At 74.2% G+C, this 21,084-nt stretch carries 20 protein-coding genes; 11 read left to right on the top strand and 9 right to left on the bottom strand.

Translation table 11 applies throughout. From position 1 onward, the window contains the following. Positions 1 to 3: 3 nt before the first annotated feature. Positions 4 to 852: a spermidine synthase gene (locus ACIQWA_RS02465; RefSeq protein WP_402477856.1), complete on the top strand. Its 849-nt coding sequence runs from the start codon at positions 4 to 6 to the stop codon at positions 850 to 852. A 65-nt stretch (positions 853 to 917) separates the two neighbouring features. On the opposite strand, the gene fabV is transcribed toward ACIQWA_RS02465, so the two are convergent. Continuing rightward, the gene (fabV, locus tag ACIQWA_RS02460; RefSeq protein WP_402477107.1) at positions 918 to 2,132 is read right to left on the bottom strand and encodes an enoyl-[acyl-carrier-protein] reductase FabV; all 1,215 of its coding nucleotides are present in this window, start codon (positions 2,130 to 2,132) and stop codon (positions 918 to 920) included. A 252-nt stretch (positions 2,133 to 2,384) separates the two neighbouring features. Here fabV and ACIQWA_RS02455 point away from each other — a divergent pair, with 252 nt between their 5' ends. The 3 genes from ACIQWA_RS02455 (at position 2,385) to ACIQWA_RS02445 (ending at position 5,269) form a co-directional block, all read left to right on the top strand. Next, positions 2,385 to 3,206, top strand: coding sequence for a class I SAM-dependent methyltransferase (locus ACIQWA_RS02455; RefSeq protein WP_402477104.1), 822 nt, complete (start codon positions 2,385 to 2,387; stop codon positions 3,204 to 3,206). A gap of 203 nt (positions 3,207 to 3,409) precedes the next feature. Next, a complete protein-coding gene (locus tag ACIQWA_RS02450; protein ID WP_402477102.1) occupies positions 3,410 to 4,102 on the top strand; it encodes a DedA family protein in 693 nt (230 codons plus the stop codon). A 267-nt stretch (positions 4,103 to 4,369) separates the two neighbouring features. Next, complete coding sequence (locus ACIQWA_RS02445; protein ID WP_402477100.1) at positions 4,370 to 5,269, top strand: Gfo/Idh/MocA family protein; 900 nt, start codon at positions 4,370 to 4,372, stop codon at positions 5,267 to 5,269. Positions 5,270 to 5,333: 64 nt separating this feature from the next. Here the strand turns inward: ACIQWA_RS02445 and ACIQWA_RS02440 are convergent, their stop codons facing one another. Continuing rightward, positions 5,334 to 5,840 carry a GNAT family N-acetyltransferase gene (locus ACIQWA_RS02440; protein ID WP_402477097.1) on the bottom strand — a complete coding sequence of 169 codons (507 nt, stop codon included), beginning with the start codon at positions 5,838 to 5,840 and terminating at the stop codon, positions 5,334 to 5,336. A 252-nt stretch (positions 5,841 to 6,092) separates the two neighbouring features. Further along, complete coding sequence (locus ACIQWA_RS02435) at positions 6,093 to 7,202, bottom strand: hypothetical protein (RefSeq protein ID WP_402477095.1); 1,110 nt, start codon at positions 7,200 to 7,202, stop codon at positions 6,093 to 6,095. Between the two features lie 188 nt (positions 7,203 to 7,390). Between ACIQWA_RS02435 and ACIQWA_RS02430 the strand changes: the two genes are divergently transcribed. Further along, positions 7,391 to 9,397: a transglycosylase domain-containing protein gene (locus ACIQWA_RS02430; RefSeq protein WP_402477092.1), complete on the top strand. Its 2,007-nt coding sequence runs from the start codon at positions 7,391 to 7,393 to the stop codon at positions 9,395 to 9,397. Here the strand turns inward: ACIQWA_RS02430 and sigJ are convergent. Beyond that, positions 9,375 to 10,289 (bottom strand): RNA polymerase sigma factor SigJ, encoded by a 915-nt coding sequence (gene sigJ, locus ACIQWA_RS02425; protein WP_402477089.1) that lies wholly within the window; start codon positions 10,287 to 10,289, stop codon positions 9,375 to 9,377. The two genes, ACIQWA_RS02430 and sigJ, sit on opposite strands and share 23 nt — an antisense overlap. 90 nt (positions 10,290 to 10,379) lie before the next feature. On the opposite strand from sigJ, the gene ACIQWA_RS02420 reads away from it, so the two are divergent. Next, positions 10,380 to 10,745 carry a hypothetical protein gene (locus ACIQWA_RS02420; RefSeq protein WP_402477086.1) on the top strand — a complete coding sequence of 122 codons (366 nt, stop codon included), beginning with the start codon at positions 10,380 to 10,382 and terminating at the stop codon, positions 10,743 to 10,745. A 31-nt stretch (positions 10,746 to 10,776) separates the two neighbouring features. Here the strand turns inward: ACIQWA_RS02420 and ACIQWA_RS02415 are convergent, their stop codons facing one another. Further along, positions 10,777 to 12,036 carry a hypothetical protein gene (locus tag ACIQWA_RS02415; protein ID WP_402477084.1) on the bottom strand — a complete coding sequence of 420 codons (1,260 nt, stop codon included), beginning with the start codon at positions 12,034 to 12,036 and terminating at the stop codon, positions 10,777 to 10,779. A gap of 147 nt (positions 12,037 to 12,183) precedes the next feature. Beyond that, a complete protein-coding gene (locus ACIQWA_RS02410) occupies positions 12,184 to 13,131 on the bottom strand; it encodes a trypsin-like serine peptidase (protein WP_402477082.1) in 948 nt (315 codons plus the stop codon). Between the two features lie 197 nt (positions 13,132 to 13,328). On the opposite strand from ACIQWA_RS02410, the gene ACIQWA_RS02405 reads away from it, so the two are divergent. The 3 genes from ACIQWA_RS02405 to ACIQWA_RS02395 all read left to right on the top strand — a co-directional run bounded on the left by ACIQWA_RS02405 (position 13,329) and on the right by ACIQWA_RS02395 (position 17,050). After that, positions 13,329 to 14,357: a phosphotransferase family protein gene (locus tag ACIQWA_RS02405; RefSeq protein WP_402477079.1), complete on the top strand. Its 1,029-nt coding sequence runs from the start codon at positions 13,329 to 13,331 to the stop codon at positions 14,355 to 14,357. 5 nt (positions 14,358 to 14,362) lie between these two features. Further along, positions 14,363 to 15,592 (top strand): acyl-CoA dehydrogenase family protein, encoded by a 1,230-nt coding sequence (locus ACIQWA_RS02400; protein ID WP_402477076.1) that lies wholly within the window; start codon positions 14,363 to 14,365, stop codon positions 15,590 to 15,592. A gap of 177 nt (positions 15,593 to 15,769) precedes the next feature. Further along, the gene (locus tag ACIQWA_RS02395) at positions 15,770 to 17,050 is read left to right on the top strand and encodes an alpha/beta hydrolase family protein (RefSeq protein ID WP_402477073.1); all 1,281 of its coding nucleotides are present in this window, start codon (positions 15,770 to 15,772) and stop codon (positions 17,048 to 17,050) included. Positions 17,051 to 17,071: 21 nt separating this feature from the next. Here the strand turns inward: ACIQWA_RS02395 and ACIQWA_RS02390 are convergent, their stop codons facing one another. After that, the gene (locus ACIQWA_RS02390; protein WP_402477071.1) at positions 17,072 to 18,007 is read right to left on the bottom strand and encodes a RimK family alpha-L-glutamate ligase; all 936 of its coding nucleotides are present in this window, start codon (positions 18,005 to 18,007) and stop codon (positions 17,072 to 17,074) included. Between the two features lie 190 nt (positions 18,008 to 18,197). Here ACIQWA_RS02390 and ACIQWA_RS02385 point away from each other — a divergent pair, with 190 nt between their 5' ends. Further along, positions 18,198 to 19,073 carry an SDR family oxidoreductase gene (locus ACIQWA_RS02385; protein ID WP_402477069.1) on the top strand — a complete coding sequence of 292 codons (876 nt, stop codon included), beginning with the start codon at positions 18,198 to 18,200 and terminating at the stop codon, positions 19,071 to 19,073. A gap of 34 nt (positions 19,074 to 19,107) precedes the next feature. Here the strand turns inward: ACIQWA_RS02385 and ACIQWA_RS02380 are convergent, their stop codons facing one another. Further along, positions 19,108 to 19,521: a helix-turn-helix domain-containing protein gene (locus ACIQWA_RS02380; protein WP_360230548.1), complete on the bottom strand. Its 414-nt coding sequence runs from the start codon at positions 19,519 to 19,521 to the stop codon at positions 19,108 to 19,110. Between the two features lie 79 nt (positions 19,522 to 19,600). Here ACIQWA_RS02380 and ACIQWA_RS02375 point away from each other — a divergent pair, with 79 nt between their 5' ends. Beyond that, positions 19,601 to 20,422: an NAD(P)H-binding protein gene (locus tag ACIQWA_RS02375; protein ID WP_402477067.1), complete on the top strand. Its 822-nt coding sequence runs from the start codon at positions 19,601 to 19,603 to the stop codon at positions 20,420 to 20,422. Between the two features lie 216 nt (positions 20,423 to 20,638). Here the strand turns inward: ACIQWA_RS02375 and ACIQWA_RS02370 are convergent, their stop codons facing one another. Further along, the gene (locus ACIQWA_RS02370; RefSeq protein ID WP_402477065.1) at positions 20,639 to 21,055 is read right to left on the bottom strand and encodes a DUF3291 domain-containing protein; all 417 of its coding nucleotides are present in this window, start codon (positions 21,053 to 21,055) and stop codon (positions 20,639 to 20,641) included. Positions 21,056 to 21,084 lie beyond the last annotated feature (29 nt).

The following is a 21,084-nucleotide window of genomic DNA, read 5'->3' as shown; positions in this document are numbered from 1 at the left end:
CCGGTGGACGAGCCGGTGCCGGTCGGGCGGGCCACCGACCTGGGCTTCGCCAAGCTCATGCCGGACATCGACCGGGACGGCGGCTGGCTGCTCACCCTGGACGGCACCCCGCAGTCGTACGTCGACCTCGCCGACCCGACCCACCTGGAGTTCGAGTACACCCGCCGGCTCGGCCACCTCGCCGACGCCCTGGCGCCCGCCGGCCGGCCGCTGGACGTACTGCACCTGGGCGGCGGCGCGCTCACCATGCCGCGCTACCTGGCCGCCACCCGCCCCGGTTCGCGGCAGCGGGTGGTGGAGGTGGACGGGCCGCTGCTGGAGCTGGTCGCCGAGCACCTGCCCTGGCAGGGCCCCGGCGCGGACGTCACCGCGACGGTCGGCGACGCCCGGGCGGCCCTGGCGGCCACCCCCGCCGACTCCCAGGACCTGCTGATCGCGGACGTCTTCCACGGCTCCCGCACCCCGGCGCACCTCACCTCGGTGGAGTTCCTGCGGCTGGCCGCGGCGGCGCTGCGCCCGGGCGGCTGCTACGCGGCCAACCTGGCGGACGGCCCGCCGCTGGCCTTCGCCAAGGCCCAGGCGGCCACGGTGCGGGCGGTGTTCCCGTACGTCTGCCTGGTGGCGGAGGCCCCGGTGCTGCGCGGCCGCCGGTACGGCAACATCATGCTGGCCGGTTCCACCGCGCCGCTGCCGGTGGCGGAGCTGACCCGGCTGCTGGCGGGCGACATCTTCCCGGCCCGGCTCACCGACGGTGCGGAGCTGGCCGCCCTGGTCGGCCGGACCGCCCCGGTCACCGACGCCGAGGCCACCGACTCGCCGCCCCCGCCGGACGGCGCGTTCAGCGTGGGCTGAGCCCGGCAGGTTGGGGACGCCCGGCCGGGTCAGGACAGCCGGCCGCGCTCAGGACACCGGCCGGGTCAGGACACCGGGCCGGGCCAGGGGACGTCGGTGGCCACCGGGGCGGAGTAGTCGACGCCCGGCACGGCGAAGCCGTAGAGGCGCTGGACCTCGGCGTGGAACCAGTCGAGGTCGGCGAGTTCGGCCACGGTGTCGGTGGTGGCGGCCGCCCAGCGTTCGGCGACGGCCGCCTGGACGTCGTCGGCGAGTTCCCAGCCGTCCAGCCGGACCCGGCCCTCGTCGTCCAGGAGGAGCGGGGTGGCGCCGGTGAGCTGGTCCCACAGGGTGGCGAGCTGGTGCACCGGCGGGACCATGCCCGCGCCGAGGACCCCGCGCAGCAGCCCGGTGTAGAGGGCGATGCCGGGGACGGCGGTGGAGGACTGGGTGACGGCGGCGCCGTTGACGGAGGTGACGGCCCGTCCGCCGACCGCCTTGCCGAGCCGCTCGTCCAGGGTGCGGGCGGTGGCCTCCAGGTGGGCCTTGGCCGCGCCGATGGTGCCCTGCCGGTAGATCGCCGCCGTCAGCGGGGAGCCGATGTAGGAGAGCGCGGCGGTGGTGAAGCCCTCGCCGAGGAGCCCCCGGGCGGAGAGGTGGTCGATCCAGCGCTCCCAGTCCGCCCCGCCCATCACGGCCACGGTCTGCTCGATGTCGTCGCCCTCGGCCGGTCCGGTCTCGACCTCGCGCACCTCGGGACGGCCCTGGTCGTCGAAGACCAGCGTCCTGGTGCGGTCGGCCCGGCCGATCGGCTTGAGGACGGAGGCGTAGCCGGCGCCGGTGTCGGGGTCGGTGCGCCGGGGCGCGGCCACCGAGTAGACCAGGTGGTCGAGCCGGCCGCCGAAGCGCTGCTCGATCAGCTCGGCGACCTGGTCCTTCATCGCGTCGGAGAAGGCGTCGCCGTTGAGGAGGACCACGTCCCGCCCGGCGGCGCGGGCCAGTTCGGCGGTGGCGGCGGTGCGGTACCAGCCGGCCGTGGCCGTGCGCCGCTCGGTGGGGCCCTTCTCGAAGGAGACCAGGATGCCGCGGATGCCGGCCCGCTTGAGCCCGGCGACGGTGGCCGCCAGGCCGTACCCGGCGGACGAGCCGATGATCAGGGCCACCGGCCCTTCGCCGTCCGGGAGTCGGTCCGGGTCCGGGCAGTCCTGCCACAGGTCGGCCACCAGTCGCGCGCAGCCCGCCGGGTGGGAGTCGAGGAAGAGGAACCCCCGGTTGCGGGGGGTGAGAACGCGCTCGCTCAAGATGGCAGTCCTTGGGTGGGCCGGAAGTCGGAGGCGGCGCCTGGCTGGGCCGCCGCGCGCTGCCAGTCTGGAACAGGACGGAGCCGGGCAGCGGCCGTCACCGGGCACAACGATCACGAGTCGATCTTGGAGTGTTCCGCCACTGACGTCCCGCTCCGCGTCGCGGCGCGTCGCCGGAAGGGGCGGCGCGGGGCGGGTGTCAGAATCGGCGGGTTCATGCCGGAGCACGGTGCACGTCCGAAGGAGCGAGCGTTGAGCGGTGGCGGGGAACGGCCGGAGTTGGGGAAGGTGCCGGAGACGGCGCTGTGGACGCTGTGGCACCGGGCGGTGGAGGCCCGGCGGCCCGACACGGTGCTGCACGATCCGGTGGCGGTGGAGCTGGTGGAGCGGATCGACTTCCCGTTCGCCGACCGGTTCGGGCAGTCGCCGCTGGTGAGCCAGCTGCAGGCACTGCGGGCGGCCTGCTTCGACCGGGAGGTCGCGGACTTCCTGGACCGTTGCCCGAGGGGCACCGTGGTCGGCCTCGGCGACGGGCTGGAGACCCAGGCCTGGCGGGTCGACAACGGCCGGGCGAGCTGGCTGTCCGTCGACCTGCCCGAGACCGCCCGGCTGCGCGAACAGCTGCTGCCGCCGGACGAGCGCCACCGGATCCTCGCCTGCTCGGCCACCGACCCGCGCTGGATGGACGAGGTCGACCCGGACCCGGCCCGCGGTGTGCTGATCACCACCGAGGGCCTGCTGATGTACCTGCGGCCGGACGAGGTCCGGGCGCTGATCGCCGCCTGCGCCGCGCGCTTCCCGGGCGGCGCGCTGGTGCTGGACGCGGTGCCCCGCTGGGCCGCCCGCCGGGCCGTGGCGGGGAAGCTGCGGGACCGCCACTACCAGGCCCCGCCGATGCCCTTCGGCATGGACGCCGACGAGCTCGGCAAGCTGGCGCAGGCCCACCCGGCGGTCACCGGCGTGCGGGAGGTGTACCCGGAGGGCGGGCGCGGCCTGCTGCGCGCCGTGCTGCCGCTCGCGCGGGTGATCAAGCAGCGTCCGTCGGTCGTCGCACTGCGTTTTACCGAATCTTGAGGAAATGCCGGTCGACCTGGAACTATGGGGGGCGGGGCGTACGTCGTAACGACGGGTGATCGGCCAGGGGGACGGGCCGCCCGGCACGTTAGGCTGCGCCCCGGGGGAGCGGCCAGGGTGCCGCCATCGGACAACCGCCGGGACGGGCGTGCGGCTCCACGGGGAGCCGACCCCCGGACCGACCTGCCACGGAGGTACTGGCCTTGCACATCGACGCCTGGATCGAGAGCGTCCCACCGACCGCGGTGTACGCCCTGATCGGCCTGATCATCGGGATCGAGTCGCTGGGCATCCCGCTGCCCGGCGAGATCGCGCTGGTCACGGCGTCCCTGATGTCGGTCAAGGGTGTGGTGAGCCCGTGGGGGATCGCGATCTGCGCGATCGCGGGCGCGATCATCGGCGACTCGATCGGCTACTCGATCGGCCGCAAGGGCGGCAAGCCGCTGTTCGAGAAGCTCGGGCGGAAGTTCCCCAAGCACTTCGGGCCCTCCCACCTCGCCACCGCCGAGCGCTCCTTCCAGAAGTGGGGCATGTGGGCGGTCTTCTTCGGCCGGTTCATCGCCCTGCTGCGCATCTTCGCCGGTCCGCTCGCGGGCGCCCTCCGGATGCCGTACTGGAAGTTCCTGATCGCCAACGTGCTGGGTGGCGTGATCTGGGCCGGCGGCACGACCCTGCTGGTCTACAAGGTCGGCAAGGCCATCGAGCCCTGGCTGTCCCGGTTCTCCTGGGCGGGCCTCGCGGCCGCCGTGGTGATCGGGGCGATCTCGGCCTGGGTGATGAAGCGCCGTGCGGCCAAGACCCACGCCAGGATCGAGGCGGAGGAGGCGGCCGAGGCCGCAGCGGCCGCCGAGGCCGGCACTGCCGCGGCGTCGGCGAAGGCGCCCGTCGCCGAGTGACACCGTACGGCCGCCCACCGGGGGCGGCCGCGAAGGAGCCGACCCACGGCCAGGCCGCGGGTCGGCTCCTTCGCGTTGTGCCCGGCCCCGCCGGCACCGGCCCCGCCGGCACCGGGCCTGCCCGCGCCGAGCCGCCCGCGCCGAGCCGCCCGCCCCGCCGCGGGCGCAGCCGAGCTGCCGCTACGCTCGGGGCTGACCTGCGGGAACGCGCCCGGCTGCGGCAGCCGGACGCCCGGCCCGCGCGGCACACCGAGGAACGGAGACAACGTGCGGATCGGACTGCTGGGCACCGGCACCTGGGCGGAGCGGGTGCACGCACCCGTGCTCGCCGAGCACCCCGGGCTGGAGTTCACCGGCGTCTGGGGCCGCCGTCCGGAGGCCGCCGAGGCGCTGGGCGCCGCGCACGGCGTGCCCGGGTACGGCGACCTCGACCGGCTGCTGGCCGAGGTGGACGCCGTCTCCATCGCCCTGCCGCCGTCCGTCCAGGCCGGACTCGCGGTCCGGGCCGCCGGGGCCGGCTGCCACCTGCTGCTGGACAAGCCGGTCGCGTTCACGGTGCCGGACGCCCGGGCGGTGGCCGAGGCGGTGCGCACCCACCGCCTCGCCTCGGTGGTGTTCTTCACCGTCCGCTTCGGCGGCGAGCAGATCCCGTGGATCGAGCGGCAGGCCGGGCTCGGCGGCTGGTTCACCGGCCGCTCGGACTGGCTCGGCTCGGTGTTCGCCCCGGGCAGCACCAGCCCGTACGCGGCCTCGCCCTGGCGCCGGGACAAGGGCGCGCTGTGGGACGTCGGCCCGCACGCGCTGTCCGTGCTGCTGCCGGTGCTGGGTGACGCGACCGAGGTCACGGCCGTCGCCGGGCCGCTGGACACCGTCCACCTGGTGCTCCGGCACGCCGGCGGCGCCTCCAGCACGCTGGCGCTGAGCCTGACCGCCCCGCGCGCGGGCGGCGGCGTCGCGATGGAGCTGCGCGGCGAGCACGGGGTGGCCCGGCTGCCCGAGCGCGGCGAGGGCCCCACGGTGGCCCTGCACCGGGCGGTGGACGCCCTGCTGGCCTCCGCCGCCTCCGGCGAGGCGCACCCCTGCGGGGCGGACTTCGGCCTGCGGGTGGTGGAGGTGCTGGCGGGCGCCGAGCGGTCGCTGGCCGACGGCGGCCCGGTCGCGGTCTGAGCCGGGATCGAGTGCTCTGGGCGCGGTGGCGGGCACCGGGGTGCCCGCCACCGCCATCCGTCCGTCAGATGCCGAACGGCGCCGGGTAGCGGACCGTACCGGCGGGCAGCGGGTGGTCGGCGTCGAGGGCGAGGGCCATCACGGCCGCGTCCGGAACGTCGATGGTCAGGCCGATGCCGTGGGTGGAGGCCCGGGTGAAGCCGAACCGCGGGTAGTAGCCCGGGTGCCCGAGGACGACGACGTACCGCTCGCCCCGCTCCCGGGCCGCGTCGAGGGCGGCCCGGACGGCGGCCGAGCCGGCGCCGGTCCGCTGGTGCGCGGGGAGCACGGCGACCGGGGCCAGGCACAGGGCCGGGACGTCGCCGATGTGGCAGCGGGTCAGCAGGGCGTGGCCGACCACGGTGCCGGAGCCGTCGGTGGTGACCACGGACAGGCCGTCGATCCAGGCGGGGTCGGCGCGCAGCGCGTCGACGAGGTCGGCCTCGGCCGGGGTGTCGAAGGCGGCGGCGTTGACGGCGTGAACGGTCGGGATGTCGGCGCCGGTCTCGGCGCGGGTGATCCAGTTGCGCATGGCGGTACGGGGATTCCGTTCCTGGGAGGGGTACGTGTGGCGCCCCGCGGGCTCACGCTCCCGGCGGGGCAGGACAGGGCAGGGTTAGGCCGCGGCCCGGGACGCGAGGGAGACCCGGACGCTGCGCACGGCGGCCTTCGACGCGGTCATCAACCCCACCTCCCTACTCTCTGCTCCTGATCGGCACGTACTGCGTTCGAGTGTACCGGCCCGTTCCGGCGCCCGCCGGGAATTTCGGGCCGGCGCGATCGCTCAGGCCGGCGGCAGGCCGGGCGCGGCGGACTCCGGGCGGCGGTCGGTGGGGCGGGCCGGCGGGATGACCGGGGCGCGGAAGTCGCGCGGGCCGGTCCACAGGGCGGGGACGGCGTCGCCGCGGCGGGCCAGTTCGTAGGCCAGGGCCTCGTAGTTGACCCGCCAGCCGCGGAAGTGCCGCCAGGCGTCCTCGACCGGGCGCTCGCGCGGGAAGCCCGCCGCGGAGATCATCGCGACGGCGCCCAGGTACTCGGCGTAGCTGAGGCGGATCGGGGTGTCCGGGGCCGGGTCGGCGTCGAAGTCGATCCGCAGCGAGCGGCCGATGTCGCGCATCGCGGTGAAGCCGGCCCGGATCACCAGCCGGGCCTCGGGCGGGGCGGACTGCGGGCAGAGGGCGAGGTGGAGGGCGGCGGCGTCCATCACCGCGATCAGCCCGACCACCCAGCTGCGGTTGGGCTGGGGGGAGCGGAAGGCCAGCAGCACCGGGTAGTTGGAGTGGCTCTCGCCGATGTCGGCGGCCAGCCGCTCCCAGTCGCGGTAGAGCTGGGGGAGGGCGGTCTCGGTGTCGACCAGGGACTGTCGGGCGAGCAGCTCCGGGCCCCAGGCGGGTTCGCCGGCCCGGGACTGCAGCAGCGTCACCTCGGTCTCGCGCCGCTGGTAGGCCGCGTACAGGGTGGGCAGGTAGGCGATCTGCAGGGCGATCACCAGCGGGCCGCTGGCGGCGGCCATGAAGTCGATCGCGGACAGCTGCAGGCGCTCGCCGCTCGCGTAGCCGAGGGTGAAGAGGCTGGAGCCGGCCTCCCGGATGGAGATCGACCAGCTGAGCTCCGAGGTGCCGTGCAGCAGCAGGGTGTAGGCGAGCAGCATCCCGCTGAGCCAGACCGTGAGCATGCCGAGCAGCACCAGCGGGGCGAGCCAGGTCAGGGCGCGGTCCTGGGCCCGGTAGGTGCCGAAGGGGGTGGCCCACAGCCGCAGTACGGTGCGCAGCAGCGCCCAGAGCCGGAACACCAGGGCCGAGTAGAGCCCGCGGGGGACGACCAGGGTGCGCAGGATGCTGCCCACGACGAGCAGGAGCAGCAGCACGCCGATCAGGGTGTGGATCAACCTCATGGCGCCATTGTGGCGGTAGGCCGCCGGGGGTGCGGTGCGAAGCCCCCGGTCAGGGCGCGGATCTTCCCGGTGCGGTTCGGTTCCCCCGCCCGATATGAACATGATCACACCGATCTCGCCCGTCCAAAGGACGGCCGCTTCGGCATCTAACGGGATGGAGGGGGCCGCCCCAGGAGATCGGAGACCGGATGCGCGTACAGCAGGGTGGGGAAGCCGAGGAGGAGAGGACCGGACGCCGGAGGTGGCGTCCGCTGCGGCGGATCGACTACCCGCGCCGCGGTCGGCGCGGGGTCCGGCGCTGGCTCCCCTCCTGGCGGCAGCTGCTCCTGACGACCGGTCTCGGGTTGGCGGTGCTGACCGGCCTGGCGGGCTGGTTCTACGCCACCACCCACGTCCCGGAGGACCTCAACGCCTTCGCCACCCAGCAGAGCAACGTCTACTACTGGGCGGACGGCACCGAGATGGCCCGGGTCGGCGAGACCAACCGGCAGGAGGTGCCGCTGAGCCAGGTGCCCGAGTCGGTCCAGTGGGCGGCGCTCTCCGCCGAGAACGAGACCTTCTACTCGGACCCGGGGGTGTCGCTCAGCGGCATCGGCCGCGCCGTCTACGAGATGGCCACCGGCGGCGACACCCAGGGCGGCTCGACCATCACCCAGCAGTACGTCAAGAACATCTACCTGAACCAGCGCCAGGACGTCTCCCGCAAGCTCAGCGAGATGGTCATCGCGGTCAAGCTGGGCCGGCGGATGAGCAAGCAGGACATCCTGGCCGGCTATCTGAACACCAGCTGGTTCGGGCGCGGCAGTTACGGCATCGAGCGGGCCGCGGCCGCGTACTACGGCAAGGACGTGTCGCAGCTCGACCCCAGCGAAGGGGCCTTCCTGGCCGCCCTGTTGAAGGGCGCCGGGCAGTACGACCCGGCGGTGAGCGCGGAGAACCACGCCCGGGCCGTGGAGCGGTGGTCCTGGATCCTGGACCGGATGGTCGACACGGGCAAGCTCTCCGCCGCCGAGCGGGCCCGGTACACGGTCTTCCCCGAGCCGCGGACACCGCCCAGGGCGGCCGGGCTCGGCGGCCAGATCGGCTACCTGGTCGACCTGTCCAGGGGCTTCGTGGAGAGCCACAGCGACATCACCCCGGCCCAGTTCGACCTCGGCGGCTACCAGATCCGCACCACCTTCGACCGGGCGAAGGTCAACGCCCTGGCCGCGGCCGTGCAGGAGGCCACCAAGGGCCTCGACCCGGACCACCGCGAGGCCGACAAACTGCTCAAGGTCGGCGCCGCCTCGGTCGCCCTCGACGGGCGGATCGTCGCCCTCTACGGCGGCCCCGACTACCGCAAGCAGGGCTTCAACAACGCCAACACCTCGACCGTGCCGCTGGGTTCGGCGTTCACGCCGCTGGTGTACGCGGCCGGGCTCGACCAGGGCGTGCAGCGCCGGCGCGACGGCGGCCGGTCCCCGGTGACACCCGGCACCACGTACGACGGCGACAACGGCGTCAACGTGATGACCCCGGAGGGGCCGTACTGGGGGCGGGACGGGAAGATCGTGAAGACCGCCAACGACGGCAGGCGGAACTGGGGCCCGGTCAGCCTGCGCAGCGCGGTCGAACAGTCCGTCAACGGGCCGATGATGCAGCTCGGCATGGACGTCGGCCTCGACCGGGTGCAGCAGACCGCGGCGGCCCTCGGCCTGCTCCCCGAGAGCCTGGGCGAGCTCGTCCCCGCCTTCGGCGTCGGCAACTCCACCCCGAGCGCGATCCGCGCCGCCGACGCCTACGCCGCCTTCGGATCCGGCGGCAGCCACACTGACCCGTACTCCGTGCTGGGCGTCACCCGCAACGGCGCGCCCGTCGACCTGCGCCTGCCCACCGCCGCCCGGGTGCTGCCCGCGGCCGTGGCGGCCGACGTGGACACCGCCCTCAAGGGCGCCGTCCGCGGCGGCAGCGCCCAGGCGCTGGCGGGCGCGGGCGCCGGCCTGGCGGCGAAGCCCGGCACCACCCCGGACCGCACCGCGGGGTGGACGGTCGGCTACAACGGGCAGCTGTCGACGGCGGTCACGGTCTTCCGGGCGGACCTCAAGGACATGAAGCTGCAGTCCCTGGAGGGGGTCGGCGGGGCCGCGCCGGACACCCCGGACTCGGACCTGCCGGGGCGGATCTGGACGGCGTTCATGAAGACCGCCGGGCAGTAGCGGCCGCCGTCGTCCACCCCGCCCACGGGCGGAGCTTCTCCGGGTTGCGGACCACCCAGATCCGGGACACCCGGCCGTCCGCGACGTCGAACGCGGCCACCGTCAGCACGACGCCGGCGCGCCGGGCCACCAGGCCCGGTGCGCCGTTGACCGAGCATTCCAGCAGTTCCATGCCCGGGGCCCGGTCGGCGACGGCCAGCATGTACTGGGCGATCAGCGCGCCGCCCGCCACCGGGCGCAGCACGGTGCCCACCAGGCCGCCGCCGTCGGCGGTCATCACGGCGGCCGGGTCGAGGACGGCGACCAGGGCGGCGATGTCCCGGCTCTGCCAGGCCTCCTTGACCCGCCGTACGGTGTCGGCCCGCGCGATCGGGGCGGCCTGGGCCGGGGCCGGGCCGATCCGGCGGCGGGCGGCGGAGGCCAGCTGCTTGCAGGCCGCCGGAGTGCGGTCGAGGACGGCCGCGATCTCGGCGAAGGGGTAGCGGAAGACGTCGTGCAGCACGAAGGCGACCCGCTCGGCCGGGGTCATCGACTCCAGGACGACCAGGAAGGCCATCTCCACCGACTCGTCCAGCACCACCTGGTCGGCGAGGTCGGGGTGAGCGCCGTGACCGGGCAGCGGTTCGGGCAGCCAGGCGCCGACGTAGCGCTCCCGCCGGGCCCGGGCCGAGCCCAGCACGTCCAGGCAGATCCGGCCGGTGACGGTGGTCAGCCAGGCGCCGGGGGCCCGCACCTCCCGGCGCCGGTCGGGCGGCAGGGCGTACCAGCGCGCGTACGCCTCCTGCACGGCGTCCTCGGCCTCGGTCAGCGAGCCGAGCAACCGGTAGGCGACGTTGATCAGTTGGCCTCGCTCGCCGACCGTGCCGTCGGTGCCCGCCCCCGCTGCCGCCATGCGCTCGCCTTACCTTTCGTGGGCCCGCGTCGTCGGGCTTGGTGAGACCCTACCGAGCCACTGCCCCCGGGCGGAGAAGAGGACCGCGACATGGCCACCCCGACGACGACCGCGCCGCACGGATTCCCGTTCCTGCGGGCCGCGATAGCCCTGCAGACCCTGACCATCCTGCTCCAGGCCGTCTCCGCCGGACTGCTGCTGGCCACCTCCTACGGGGAGACGCTGCACAGCGCCGGCGCCCGGGTGATGTACGGGGCGTCGATGCTCCACCTGCTCGCGGCGGTGCTGGCGTGGAAGCCGGGCGGCGGCGCCGTGCGACCGGTGTGGGAGGCCGCCGGCTTCCTGGCGCTCGCCTCGGTGCAGGTGGTGCTGGGCATCGCGCACGTCCCGGCGGTCCATCTCCCGCTGGGGGTGCTGATGTTTGGGCTGAGCCTGCTGGCGCTGGCCCGGCGGTGAGGGCGGGCGGCCTTCCCCGGGCGACGGAACGTCACTTCACCAGCCGGGACCAGTCGCCCGGCTGGCCGGGGTCGAGTTGGCGGAGCCTGTCGAGGACCTTCGGGTCCTGGGCGTCCAGCCAGTCGGCGACCTGGCGGAAGGAGACGCAGCGGACGCCGTCCTGGTGGCAGACGTTCTTCACCACGTCCTCGACGGCGTCCATGTAGATGCCGCCGTTCCAGTCCTCGAAGTGGTTGCCGATGAACAGCGGGGCGCGACTGCCGTTGTAGACCCGGTTGAAGCCGGCCAGGTAGCTGTCCCGGGCCTCCTTCTCCCAGTCGGCGAACTTCTTCGGGTCGCCCTTGGTGGTGTTGCCGGACTGGCCGGCCAGGAAGTTGAAGTCCATCGACAGGCCCTGGGAGGACCTGGCCGGGAAGGGCAGCAGCTGGAGCGGGAAGTTCCAGATGCCGCCCTGCTTGGTCGGCCAGACCTGGAACTCGCCCGGGGAGCTGGCGTCGTAGCGGAAGCCCGCGGCCTTCTCGGCCGGGAGCAGGTTCTTCTGCCCCTCCAGGCACGGCGCGCGGCCGCCGACCAGCTCCTTGGTGTAGTCGAAGGGCAGCGGCGGCAGGTTCTTGAAGCCGGTGTTGGTCTTCCAGTTGGTGACGAAGGAGACCGCCTGGTCGAGCTCGCTCCGCCACTCCTCGGTGCTCCACTCGCCCCCGCCCTTGGTGCCGCAGAAGTGCCCGTTGAAGTGGGTGCCGATCTCGTTGCCGTCCAGCCAGGCGAGGCGCAGCTGCTCCAGGGTGTCCTTGATGTGGGGGTCGGTCGCGTAGTCGATGGACGCGTCGCCCGGGTTGTGCCGGGGCGGGTGGTAGAGCGCGCGCTTGGACTTGGGCAGGGTGTAGAGGCCGCTGAGGAAGTACGTCATCCGGGCGTTGTTGTCCGCGCCCAGCTTGCGGAAGCGGGAGAACAGGTGGTCGTCGCCCTCCAGGGCGCCGTCCCAGGAGAAGACGACGAACTGCGGCGGCTTCTCACCCGGTTTCAGCTTCTCCGGCTTGGACTGCTTGGGCTGCGGGCCGGTGTAGGAGGTGGAGCCGTCCCCGAGCAGGTGGACCTGGCCGTCCCAGGTGGGCGTCGGGGTCGGGGCGGGCGCGGGCGCCGGGTCGGTGGGGCTTGCCTCCGAGGCCGCCGGGTCGGGATCGGGGGCGGCGGCGCCCGGTCTGCCCTCGGAGAAGGAGTCCCCCGTGGTGAGCGTGAGGGACGCGACGACCCCCACGGCCAACAGGACGACCGCACCGCGAGCAGTCCGCACGGATTCCCTTTCCTTCGGCCGACAGTCTTCGATCACACAGGGTTCTCCCTTGATCGATGACCGGAGCCGTCGGAAACGTTGCACGGGAGGTCGTACGAGTTTTCGGACGGGCGTCCGGACGGTCGGCGGACCTACTCCGCGGCGGGCCTACTCCGCGGCGGGGCGCGGGCCGGCCGGTGCGGCGCCGCTGACGGCGGCTTCGTACAGGTCCTCGACGGCGGGGCCGAAGGCGGCGCTGTAGGAGATCTGGGGGGTGTTGCCGCCGGTGTGGTAGCCGCCGATCACGCCGATCACCGCCCAGCCGCCGGGCCACGGCACCAGCATCGGCCCGCCCGAGGTGCCGCCGGTGAAGGCGTCGCAGGCGATGCGCAGGAAGGTGCCCGGGTCGGCGGGGTCGTCGCTGGGCCAGCGGGTGGTCCGGCTGAGGCACTCCAGCGGCTGTTGCGAGCCGCCCGGGTAGCCGATCATCCGGACCGGCGCGTGGACGTACCCCGTGCCGGTCAGCAGGCGCACCGCGCCCGCCGCGTCCTCCAGGCGCTGCCCGGCCTGGTTGGGCTCCGTCACCGCGAAGCCGAAGTCGTAGGCGGCGCCCGCGTGTTCGCCCCGGTCGTAGTACTCCTGGGCGACGTAGACGCCGTCGGCCCGGACCGGGAAGACGCCGAAGGGCGTGAGCCCGTCGTGGTACTGCGGCACGAACGCCAGGTGCCGCTTCGGGGCCCGGCCCGCGTACCCCTTGAGGCAGTGCCCCGCGCTCAGGGCCAGGTCGCGGCCCGGGCTGTGCACCACGGAGCCGCTGCAGGTGCGGCCGGTGCCGTCGGCGTCCGTCCAGAAGAACGCGCCGGCCTGGGGGATGCCGTCGAAGCTGTGGCTCGGCGGGATGAACTCGCCGGGCCGGGGCCCGTCCCCGGTGCCCGGGGCGGCGGGATCGGTGCGCTGGGGGAGTGCGGCCGTCAGGCGGGCCGGTGTCCAGTAGGCGCTCGACCCCCCGGGTTCCGGTGTCGCGGCGGAGGCGGCCGGGACGAGGCCGGCGCCCAGTGACAGCAGGGCGGTCGCGAGTGTCGCCGCCCGCCTGACGGCTTTCGTCCCGTACGCCATGGGGTCGTCCCTCTCTCGTCCGTGCGACGCCGGATCCGTCGGCACCTGGAGTGCATTGTCGCGAACCCGTCAGCAGGTGGGGCCGGAACGGCGGCATTCGGCCCAGGCCCGGACCGGGTGCCATTGACACGGGAGCGCCTCCCCTGAATGCTAAGCAAGCGCTTAGTCAACCTCCGTCGTCCCCGAGGAGCCGCCCGATGCCGCCGACCCCCGCCGACCCGCCCGGCCTGGACCTGGCCCGCCTCCGCGCCCACCTGGACCGGGAACTGCCCGGCACCGTCCGGGGCCCGCTGCGGGCCGAACTCATCGAGGGGGGCCGCTCCAACCTGACGTACGCGCTCACGGACGGCACCGGTCGCTGGGTGCTGCGCCGGCCGCCGCTGGGGCACGTGCTGGCGACCGCGCACGACATGGGGCGCGAGCACCGGGTGATGTCCGCGCTGCGGGACAGCGAGGTGCCCGTCCCGGGCATGCTGCTGATCGACCACGGCACCGAGGTGCTCGGCGCGCCCTGGTACCTGATGGAGCACGTCACCGGCGTCGCCCACCGGGACCGCAAGACCCTGGCCGGCCTCGGCGAACAGCGGACGGCGACGCTCGGCCGCCGCCTGGTCGAGACCCTCGCCGCCCTGCACCGGATCGACCCGGCCGCCGTCGGCCTCGGCGACTTCGGCCGGCCCGAGGGCTACCTGGAACGCCAGCTGCGCCGCTGGTCCACCCAGCTGGAGAAGTCCCGCAGCCGGGACCTCCCCGAACTCGACCGGCTGCACGCCCTGCTCGCCGAGCGGCTCCCCGCCTCGCCCGCGCCCGCCCTGGTGCACGGCGACTACCGGCTCGACAACGTCCTGGTCGACGACGCCGACGCGATCACCGCCGTCCTCGACTGGGAGATGTCCACCCTCGGCGATCCGCTCACCGACATCGGCCTGCTGGTGATGTACACCGAGCTGGCCGGCGTCGGCGGCGGCATCATCCCCGACGCCATGACCGCCCCCGGCTTCCCCGCGGCCGACGGGATCGTCTCGTACTACGCCGAGTTGACCGGCCGTCAGGCCGCCGACCTGGACTGGTACGTGGCCTTCGCCTCGTTCAAGCTGGCCGCCGTCGCCGAGGGCATCCACTACCGCTTCCAGCAGGGCCGCACCCTGGGCGCGGGCTTCGAGCGCGCGGGCGAGATGGCCCCGATCCTCGCCCGGCACGGACTGACCACCCTCAAGGAGGGCTGAGCACCATGGACTTCGCCTACGACGCCCGGACGGACGAGCTCCGCGAGCAGCTGCTCGCCTTCATGGCCGAGCACGTCCACCCCGCCGAGCCCGTCCTCACGCAGCAGTTGGCCGACCCCGCCCGTGAACCCTGGAGCGTCCCGCCCGTCGTCGCCGACCTCCAGACGCAGGCCCGCAAGCAGGGCCTGTGGAACCTCTTCTTCGTGGACCGGCACGGCATCCCGGGTGAGCACGGGGCCGGGCTCACCAACCTCCAGTACGCCCCGCTCGCCGAGATCACCGGCCGCAGCATCCAGCTGGCCCCGCCCGCCCTCAACTGCGCCGCCCCCGACACCGGCAACATGGAACTCCTCGCCCAGTTCGGCAGCGCCGAGCAGCAGGAGCGCTGGCTGCGGCCGCTGCTGGACGGCGCGATCCGCTCCGCGTTCGCGATGACCGAGCCCGAGGTGGCCTCCTCGGACGCCACCAACATCGCCACCCGGATCGAGCGCGACGGCGACGAGTACGTGATCAACGGCCGCAAGTGGTACATCACCGGCGCGATGAACCCGGACTGCAAGGTCTTCATCGTGATGGGCAAGACCGATCCGGACGCCGCCGCGCACCGCCAGCAGAGCATGGTGCTGGTGCCGCGCGACACCCCGGGCCTCACCGTCAAGCGCGGCATGACCGTCTTCGGCTACGACGACGCCGACCACGGCGGCCACGCCGAGGTGCTGTTCGAGGACGTCCGGGTGCCCGTCGAGAACCTGATCGGCGAGGAGGGCGGCGGCTTCGCCATCGCCCAGGCCCGGCTCGGCCCGGGCCGGATCCACCACTGCATGCGGGCCATCGGCCTGGCCGAGCGCGCGCTGGAGCTGATGTGCCGCCGGGCGAGCGAGCGGGTGGCCTTCGGCCGGCCGCTCGCCGAGCAGGGCGTGGTGCAGGACTGGATCGCCGAATCCCGGGTCCGCATCGAGCAGTTGCGGCTGCTGGTGCTCAAGACGGCCTGGCTGATGGACACCGTCGGCAACCGCGGCGCGCACACCGAGATCCAGGCCATCAAGATCGCCACCCCGCGCACCGTCGAGTGGATCCTCGACAAGGCCGTCCAGACCTACGGCGCCGCGGGCGTCAGCCAGGACACCCCGCTCGCCCAACTCTGGGCCGGCAACCGCACCCTGCGCCTGGCGGACGGCCCGGACGAGGTGCACAAGCGCTCGCTGGCCCGGCGGGAGCTCAAGCAGTACCGCTGAGCACCCGGTACGGACCCGGCCGGGCACCAGGGGCGGCCGGGCTCCGGGCCGCCCCCGGCCGGCCCGTAAGGGTGTCATACCGGGGTAGTCAGGGGGACTTGGCTCCCCGGTATGACGGCTCCGGCACGCCCCGCCCGTAGCGTCTGCCCTGTGACCGATCGGGACGAGGAGACTGGCATGGGCAGGCGGGGACGGGCCGTGGCGGCGGTGCTGTTGGCGGCGTCGGCGACACTCGGGGTGACGGGCGCGCCGGGCGCGGTGGCGGCGCCGGCGGTGGACGACGGGGGCGGCCGGCAGGCCACGGCCTGGCTGCCGCGGCCGACCGGGCCGTACCCGATCGGGACGACCTCGCTGCGGCTGACCGACGCCGGGCGCGAGGACCCCTGGAAGCCGGGCCGCGGGCGCGAGTTGATGGTCAGCCTGTGGTACCCGACCGCCCGCCCGGCCACCGGCGGGGAGCGGGCCCGCTACATGGAGCCCGCCGCCGGGGCGCACTTCGGCGGCGACACCGGGGTCGGTGAACTCAACTACCATGTGCGGCCCGGCAGCACGGACTGGTCGGGGATCCTCACCCACGCCCGCCGGGACGCCCCCGCCCGGCCCGGCGGCCCCCGCCCGGTGGTGCTGTACTCGCCCGGGCTGGGCGACCCGCGCACCTGGGGGACGGCCCTGGTGGAGGACCTCGCCTCGCGCGGCTATGTGGTCGTCACCGTCGACCACACCTACGAGGCCTCCGAAGTCGCCTTCCCCGACGGGGACCTGGCCACCTCGGTGTTCCCCGCCATGCTGCAACAGCCCGGTCTGGACGTCGGCGCCGTGCTGCGCAAGTCCCTGGCCGCCCGGGTGGCGGACACCCGCTTCGTCCTGGACGAACTCTCCGGGCTGCGCCGGGCCCCGGGCCTGCCGGCCGGCGTCGCCACCTCGCTGGACCTGGACCGGATCGCCATGGTCGGCCACTCGGCGGGCGGCTTCACCGCCCTCCAGGCCATGCACGACGATCCGCGGATCGCCGCCGCGGTCAACCTGGACGGCCAACTGCACTTCCCCGGCCCCGACGGCCAGACCGGCGTCTTCCTGCCCGACTTCGTCGAGGACGGCCTGGACCGCCCGTTCCTGCTGATGGGCACCCGCAGCGAGGACTCCGGCAGCTACCGCGGCCAGCCGGGCTGGAACGCCCTGTGGCAGCACAGCACCGGCTGGCACGCCGACCTCACCCTGGAGGGCTCCCGGCACGGCTCCTACACCGACGCGCAGTCCCTGCTGCCGCAGCTCGCCCGCCAGGGCGCCGTCACCCCGGAGGCGCTGGCCGGGGACGTCGGCGACGTCCGCCCCGACCGGGCCGAGCTCGCCACCCGCTCCTACGTGGCGTCCTTCCTCGACCGCTGGCTGCGCGGCCACGACGACCACCTGCTGGACGGCCCCTCGGCCCGCTTCCCGGAGATGACGTACGAGCGGTAGCCCGTGCCACGACACCTTGCTTCAGGAATGCAGGTGCGCCGCGACGTACGGAACGGCGATCTGGTCCACCCCGCGCGTGCGGCCGAAGGCCGGGTGGACGTTGACCTCGAAGACCACGCCGCCGCTCTCGGCGGCGAGGTCGACGCCGGCCAGCGGCAGGCCCAGGGACTTGGTCGCCTGGATCGCCAACTCGGCGAGACCCGGGGGGATTTCGTCGACCTCCAGCAGGGTGGAGACGGCGCCCCGGCATTCGTTGCACGGCGCATCCGGGTCCGCCTGGACGTGCTCGGTCGCGCGGACCACCCGGCCGCCGAGGACGACCACCCGGTACTGGTGGCGCCGCCCGTCGGCGGTGAAGTTCCGGGCGTCCCGGGCGATCAGCCAGGCTTCGTCGAGATCCGCGTAGTGTCGTGCGGCGGCGGCGAGTTGGGCGTGGGTGGTGACGTGGAAGACGTCGTCGCCGCCCATGCCGACGCACGGCCGGGCCCAGACGTCGCCGCCGAGCCGCTCGAAGGCCTCGACGGCGGCCTCCGGGCTCGGCCGGGAGAGCGTGATCGTCGGCATGTGCGGCACACCGTCGCGGGTGAAGTGCTCGACCGTGAGGTCCTTCTCGGTCGCCGCGCGCCAGGCCTCTACGTCGGTGCCGAGCGAGCGGACGCCGGCCGCGCGCAACTGCCGCTGGCAGTGGGCGAAGGCGGGGCGCCGGTGCGGCGGGATCTCGTAGACGACCACCGCGTCCGTGGTCACGACACGCCCTTCGGCCTCCAGCCGGACGGTACCGTGGCCCACGGCTTCGATCCGGCCGGTGGCGTCTCGGGAGCCATTCGTCATGAAGTGCCGCGCGTCCAGCAGGACGGGCTCGCGACCGGTCAGCCGCCGGGCGGCGGCGGCCATCGCGTCCCGGGTGCCCTCGGTCGAGCTGTGATCGGTCAGAAGAACGAGGTCTCGTCGGCCCATGGGGCCATCGAATCGGTGCGCGGCCGTCCCGGACAAGGACGCCTTGCGAGCCACCGGGCGTGGCGCTCTGGCCGAAACCGCCCCGTGCCGCCGTCGGTCGACGGTGAGCACCAGCTCGCCGGCCGTCATGGAACCGAGGCAATGGCTTACCGAGTTGCGTTGTTAACCAGGTAACGATTTCATGGGTGGCATGAATCGGACAGTCATTCCTCCCGTGCTCGTCACCGGTGCGACGGGTCGGATCGGCCGCATCGTCGTCGACCGACTCCTCGAAGCGGGCGTGCCGGTCCGCGCCCTGGCCCGTCGCTCCGAGGCGGCGACGCTGCCGGCGAAGGTCGAGGTCTTCGCCGGTGACCTGACCGTGCCCGAGTCGCTCGACCCGGCGCTGAAGGGCGCCGGTGCGGTCTTCCTGGTCTGGACCGCCCCGCCGCAGAGCGCCGCGGCAGTCATCGAGCGGCTGGCGGCCAACGTGCGGCGGGTCGTCTTCCTCTCCTCTCCGCATCGGACCCCGCACCCCTTCTTCCAGCAGCCCAATCCCATGGCGGCGCTGCACGCCGACATCGAGCGGCTCATCGCGGCCACCGGACTCGAGTCGTCGATCATCCGGCCGGGGATGCTCGCGTCGAACTCGCTGGCCTGGTGGGCGCCCGCGATCCGGCGCGGCGAGGTCGTCCGATGGCCTTACGGCGCCGCGCGGACGGCACCGGTCGACGACCGCGACGTGGCAGCCGTCGCGGCCCGGACACTCCACCAGGACGGGTACGCCGGAGGTGACTACGTCCTCACGGGCCCCGAGTCGCTGAGCCAGGTCGCACAGGTGGACGCCATCGGTGCCGCCCTGGGGCGCCGGATCGCGTTCGAGGAGATGACGCCGGACGAGTTCCGGAGCCTGTCGGAGGGCACGGCGCCCCGGCCGGTCGTCGAGATGCTGCTCGCCGCCTGGGCCGCCGCGGTCGGACCGCCCGCACACGTCACCACCGCGGTGGCCGACATCCTCGGGACGGCCCCGCGAACGTTCCGTCAGTGGGCCGCCGACCACGCCACCGCGTTCGCGCCGGGTTCGTGACCACCTCGACCGCGGCCGGCCGCGTCGTGCTTCGCTAGCGGATCTCCGAGCCGGGGTTGGCGTCGTCCCACTCCTGCCGGGAGGTGAGGATCGCGTCGTGGTGGTCGTACGACCAGTCGACCATCGCCCGCACCAGGTGGGTGAGGCTGTGGCCGAGCGGGGTCAGCTCGTACTCGACCTGTGGGGGGACGGTCGGGTGGACGGTCCGGGAGACCAGGCCGTCGCGCTCCAGCCGGCGTACCGTCAGGGTCAGCATCCGCTGCGAGATCCCCGGCAGGGCGCGCTGCAGCTCGCGGAACCGCCGTACGCCCTGGGCGAGTTCGACCACGGCGAGGACCGACCACTTGTCGCCGAGCCGGGTCAGCAGGTCGCGGATCCCGCAGTCGACGCCGTCGTCGCACCAGACCACCGGACGGGGGGTGGTTACCGCGGTGTGCCCTACTGACATGGAAGTGCCTCCTTACGCCGGACGCCCAGGCTACCGAGGATGGTCACGTCTTCAACGACCAGCCATCTGGAGGAGAAACATGCTGCTCGTCACCGGTGTCAACGGAGGTCTCGGCGCCCTCGTCCTGGAGCGCCTCGCGGGCCGTGCGGATGTCGTCGCCGGGAGCCGGACGCCCGAGAAGGTGCCGGGCGGTCAGCCCGTCCGGCTGGTGGACTTCGACCGGCCGGAGACCCTGGCCGAGGCCTTCGACGGGGTACGGACGCTGCTGCTGATCTCGGCCGGTGCCGCCGAGGACGACGTGGTGATCGCCCGGCACGGCGTGGCGATCGAGGCGGCGGAGAAGGCGGGCGTCGAGCACGTCGTCTACACCAGCCTGTCGGGCGACGGCGACCACCTGCCGTACGCGCTGGCGCACCGCTGGACGGAGCGGCGGCTGCGCGAGTCCGGCACGCTGCGTTGGACGGTGCTGCGCAACGGCCTCTACGCGGAGCTGCTGGCCGCGATCGCCGCGCCCGGTCCGGACGGGGTGATCACCGCGCCGCTGGGGGCGGGGCGGCTGGCGGCCGTGGCCCGGGCGGACCTGGCCGAGGCGGCGGTGAAGGTGGCGCTGGCGCCCGCCGGGCACGCGGGGCGGACGTACGAGCTGGTCGGGGAGCGGGCGGTGGGCGGCGCGGAGGTGGCGGAGGTGCTGGGCGCCGAGTACCGCCCGGGCGGGCTCGCGGAGGCCCGGACTGCGCTGGCGGCCTCGGACGCGCTGCGCGACTTCCAGGTGCCGATGACGGTGGGCACCTACTCGGCGATCGCGCACGGCTTCCTGGCCGGGCCGGGTGGGCCGGGGGACCTGGCGGCGCTGCTGGGCCGCCCGCCGCGCCCGGCGCTGGAGGTCATCGCGGGGCGGTAGGGCGTGTCTTGTGGATCAGGCCAGGCCCGCGACGCCAGGGCACGCACCTCGCCGCGTTGTCGTCGGTCGCCGATGGCCCCCAGCCTTCGGCCGGGAGGTGCCCCCACCGCATGGACTCTCCCCCAGCCTTCGGCCGGGAGGTGCCCCCATCCTCCGCCTTGCGATGCACGCACCCTGACGCCGCGGTCTGGTCCGACCTGATCCACAAGACACGCCCTAGGGGGCCTGCGGGGCCCGGTCGGCGGCGCGCTGGGCGTCGATCCGGGCGTGGGCGTCCGGCCAGGCGATCGGCAGCCGCTCGACCGGGGTGTCCCAGAAGGTGAAGGTGGACTCCCGCATGGTGGAGCGCAGTCCGGTCATGGTGCTGCGGTGGGGTTCGGCGGCGGCGAAGGCGTTCAGGGCCTCGCGGCTCTCCCAGGCGGAGAGCGTCCAGAAGGTCCGCCGGAGCGGCCGGGCGATCAGCGAAGCGCCCAACGCGCCCTGGGTGTTGCGGAGTTGGCGCCAGACGGCGAGCGAGCGGAGGAAGAACCGCGGGACGTCGGCGAGCGAGCGGACCTCGAAGCGGGAGGCCATCACGACCGCCCGGGTGCCGGGGGTGGGGGGATTCGGGGTGATCCAGGGCAGTGTGGGCACGGCTGAACTCTCCTCGTCGGCGGAGGGCG

The sequence above is a fragment of the Kitasatospora sp. NPDC098652 genome, assembly GCF_044760155.1.
GTDB lineage: Bacteria > Actinomycetota > Actinomycetes > Streptomycetales > Streptomycetaceae > Kitasatospora.
Note: the sequence above shows the minus strand (reverse complement) of the source record. Positions and strands in the feature narration are given on the sequence as shown.

Excerpts from the sequence above, each read along its gene's own strand:
- ACIQWA_RS02405 (WP_402477079.1), top strand. The coding sequence starts at position 13,329 with ATGCCGCCGACCCCCGCCGACCCGCCCGGCCTGGACCTGGCCCGCCTC.
- ACIQWA_RS02375 (WP_402477067.1), top strand. The coding sequence starts at position 19,601 with ATGCTGCTCGTCACCGGTGTCAACGGAGGTCTCGGCGCCCTCGTCCTG.
- ACIQWA_RS02440 (WP_402477097.1), bottom strand. The coding sequence starts at position 5,840 with ATGCGCAACTGGATCACCCGCGCCGAGACCGGCGCCGACATCCCGACC.
- ACIQWA_RS02390 (WP_402477071.1), bottom strand. The coding sequence starts at position 18,007 with ATGGGCCGACGAGACCTCGTTCTTCTGACCGATCACAGCTCGACCGAG.
- ACIQWA_RS02420 (WP_402477086.1), top strand. The coding sequence starts at position 10,380 with ATGGCCACCCCGACGACGACCGCGCCGCACGGATTCCCGTTCCTGCGG.
- ACIQWA_RS02430 (WP_402477092.1), top strand. The coding sequence starts at position 7,391 with ATGCGCGTACAGCAGGGTGGGGAAGCCGAGGAGGAGAGGACCGGACGC.
- ACIQWA_RS02435 (WP_402477095.1), bottom strand. The coding sequence starts at position 7,202 with ATGAGGTTGATCCACACCCTGATCGGCGTGCTGCTGCTCCTGCTCGTC.
- ACIQWA_RS02395 (WP_402477073.1), top strand. The coding sequence starts at position 15,770 with ATGGGCAGGCGGGGACGGGCCGTGGCGGCGGTGCTGTTGGCGGCGTCG.
- ACIQWA_RS02410 (WP_402477082.1), bottom strand. The coding sequence starts at position 13,131 with ATGGCGTACGGGACGAAAGCCGTCAGGCGGGCGGCGACACTCGCGACC.
- ACIQWA_RS02400 (WP_402477076.1), top strand. The coding sequence starts at position 14,363 with ATGGACTTCGCCTACGACGCCCGGACGGACGAGCTCCGCGAGCAGCTG.
- ACIQWA_RS02380 (WP_360230548.1), bottom strand. The coding sequence starts at position 19,521 with ATGTCAGTAGGGCACACCGCGGTAACCACCCCCCGTCCGGTGGTCTGG.
- ACIQWA_RS02385 (WP_402477069.1), top strand. The coding sequence starts at position 18,198 with ATGAATCGGACAGTCATTCCTCCCGTGCTCGTCACCGGTGCGACGGGT.
- sigJ (WP_402477089.1), bottom strand. The coding sequence starts at position 10,289 with ATGGCGGCAGCGGGGGCGGGCACCGACGGCACGGTCGGCGAGCGAGGC.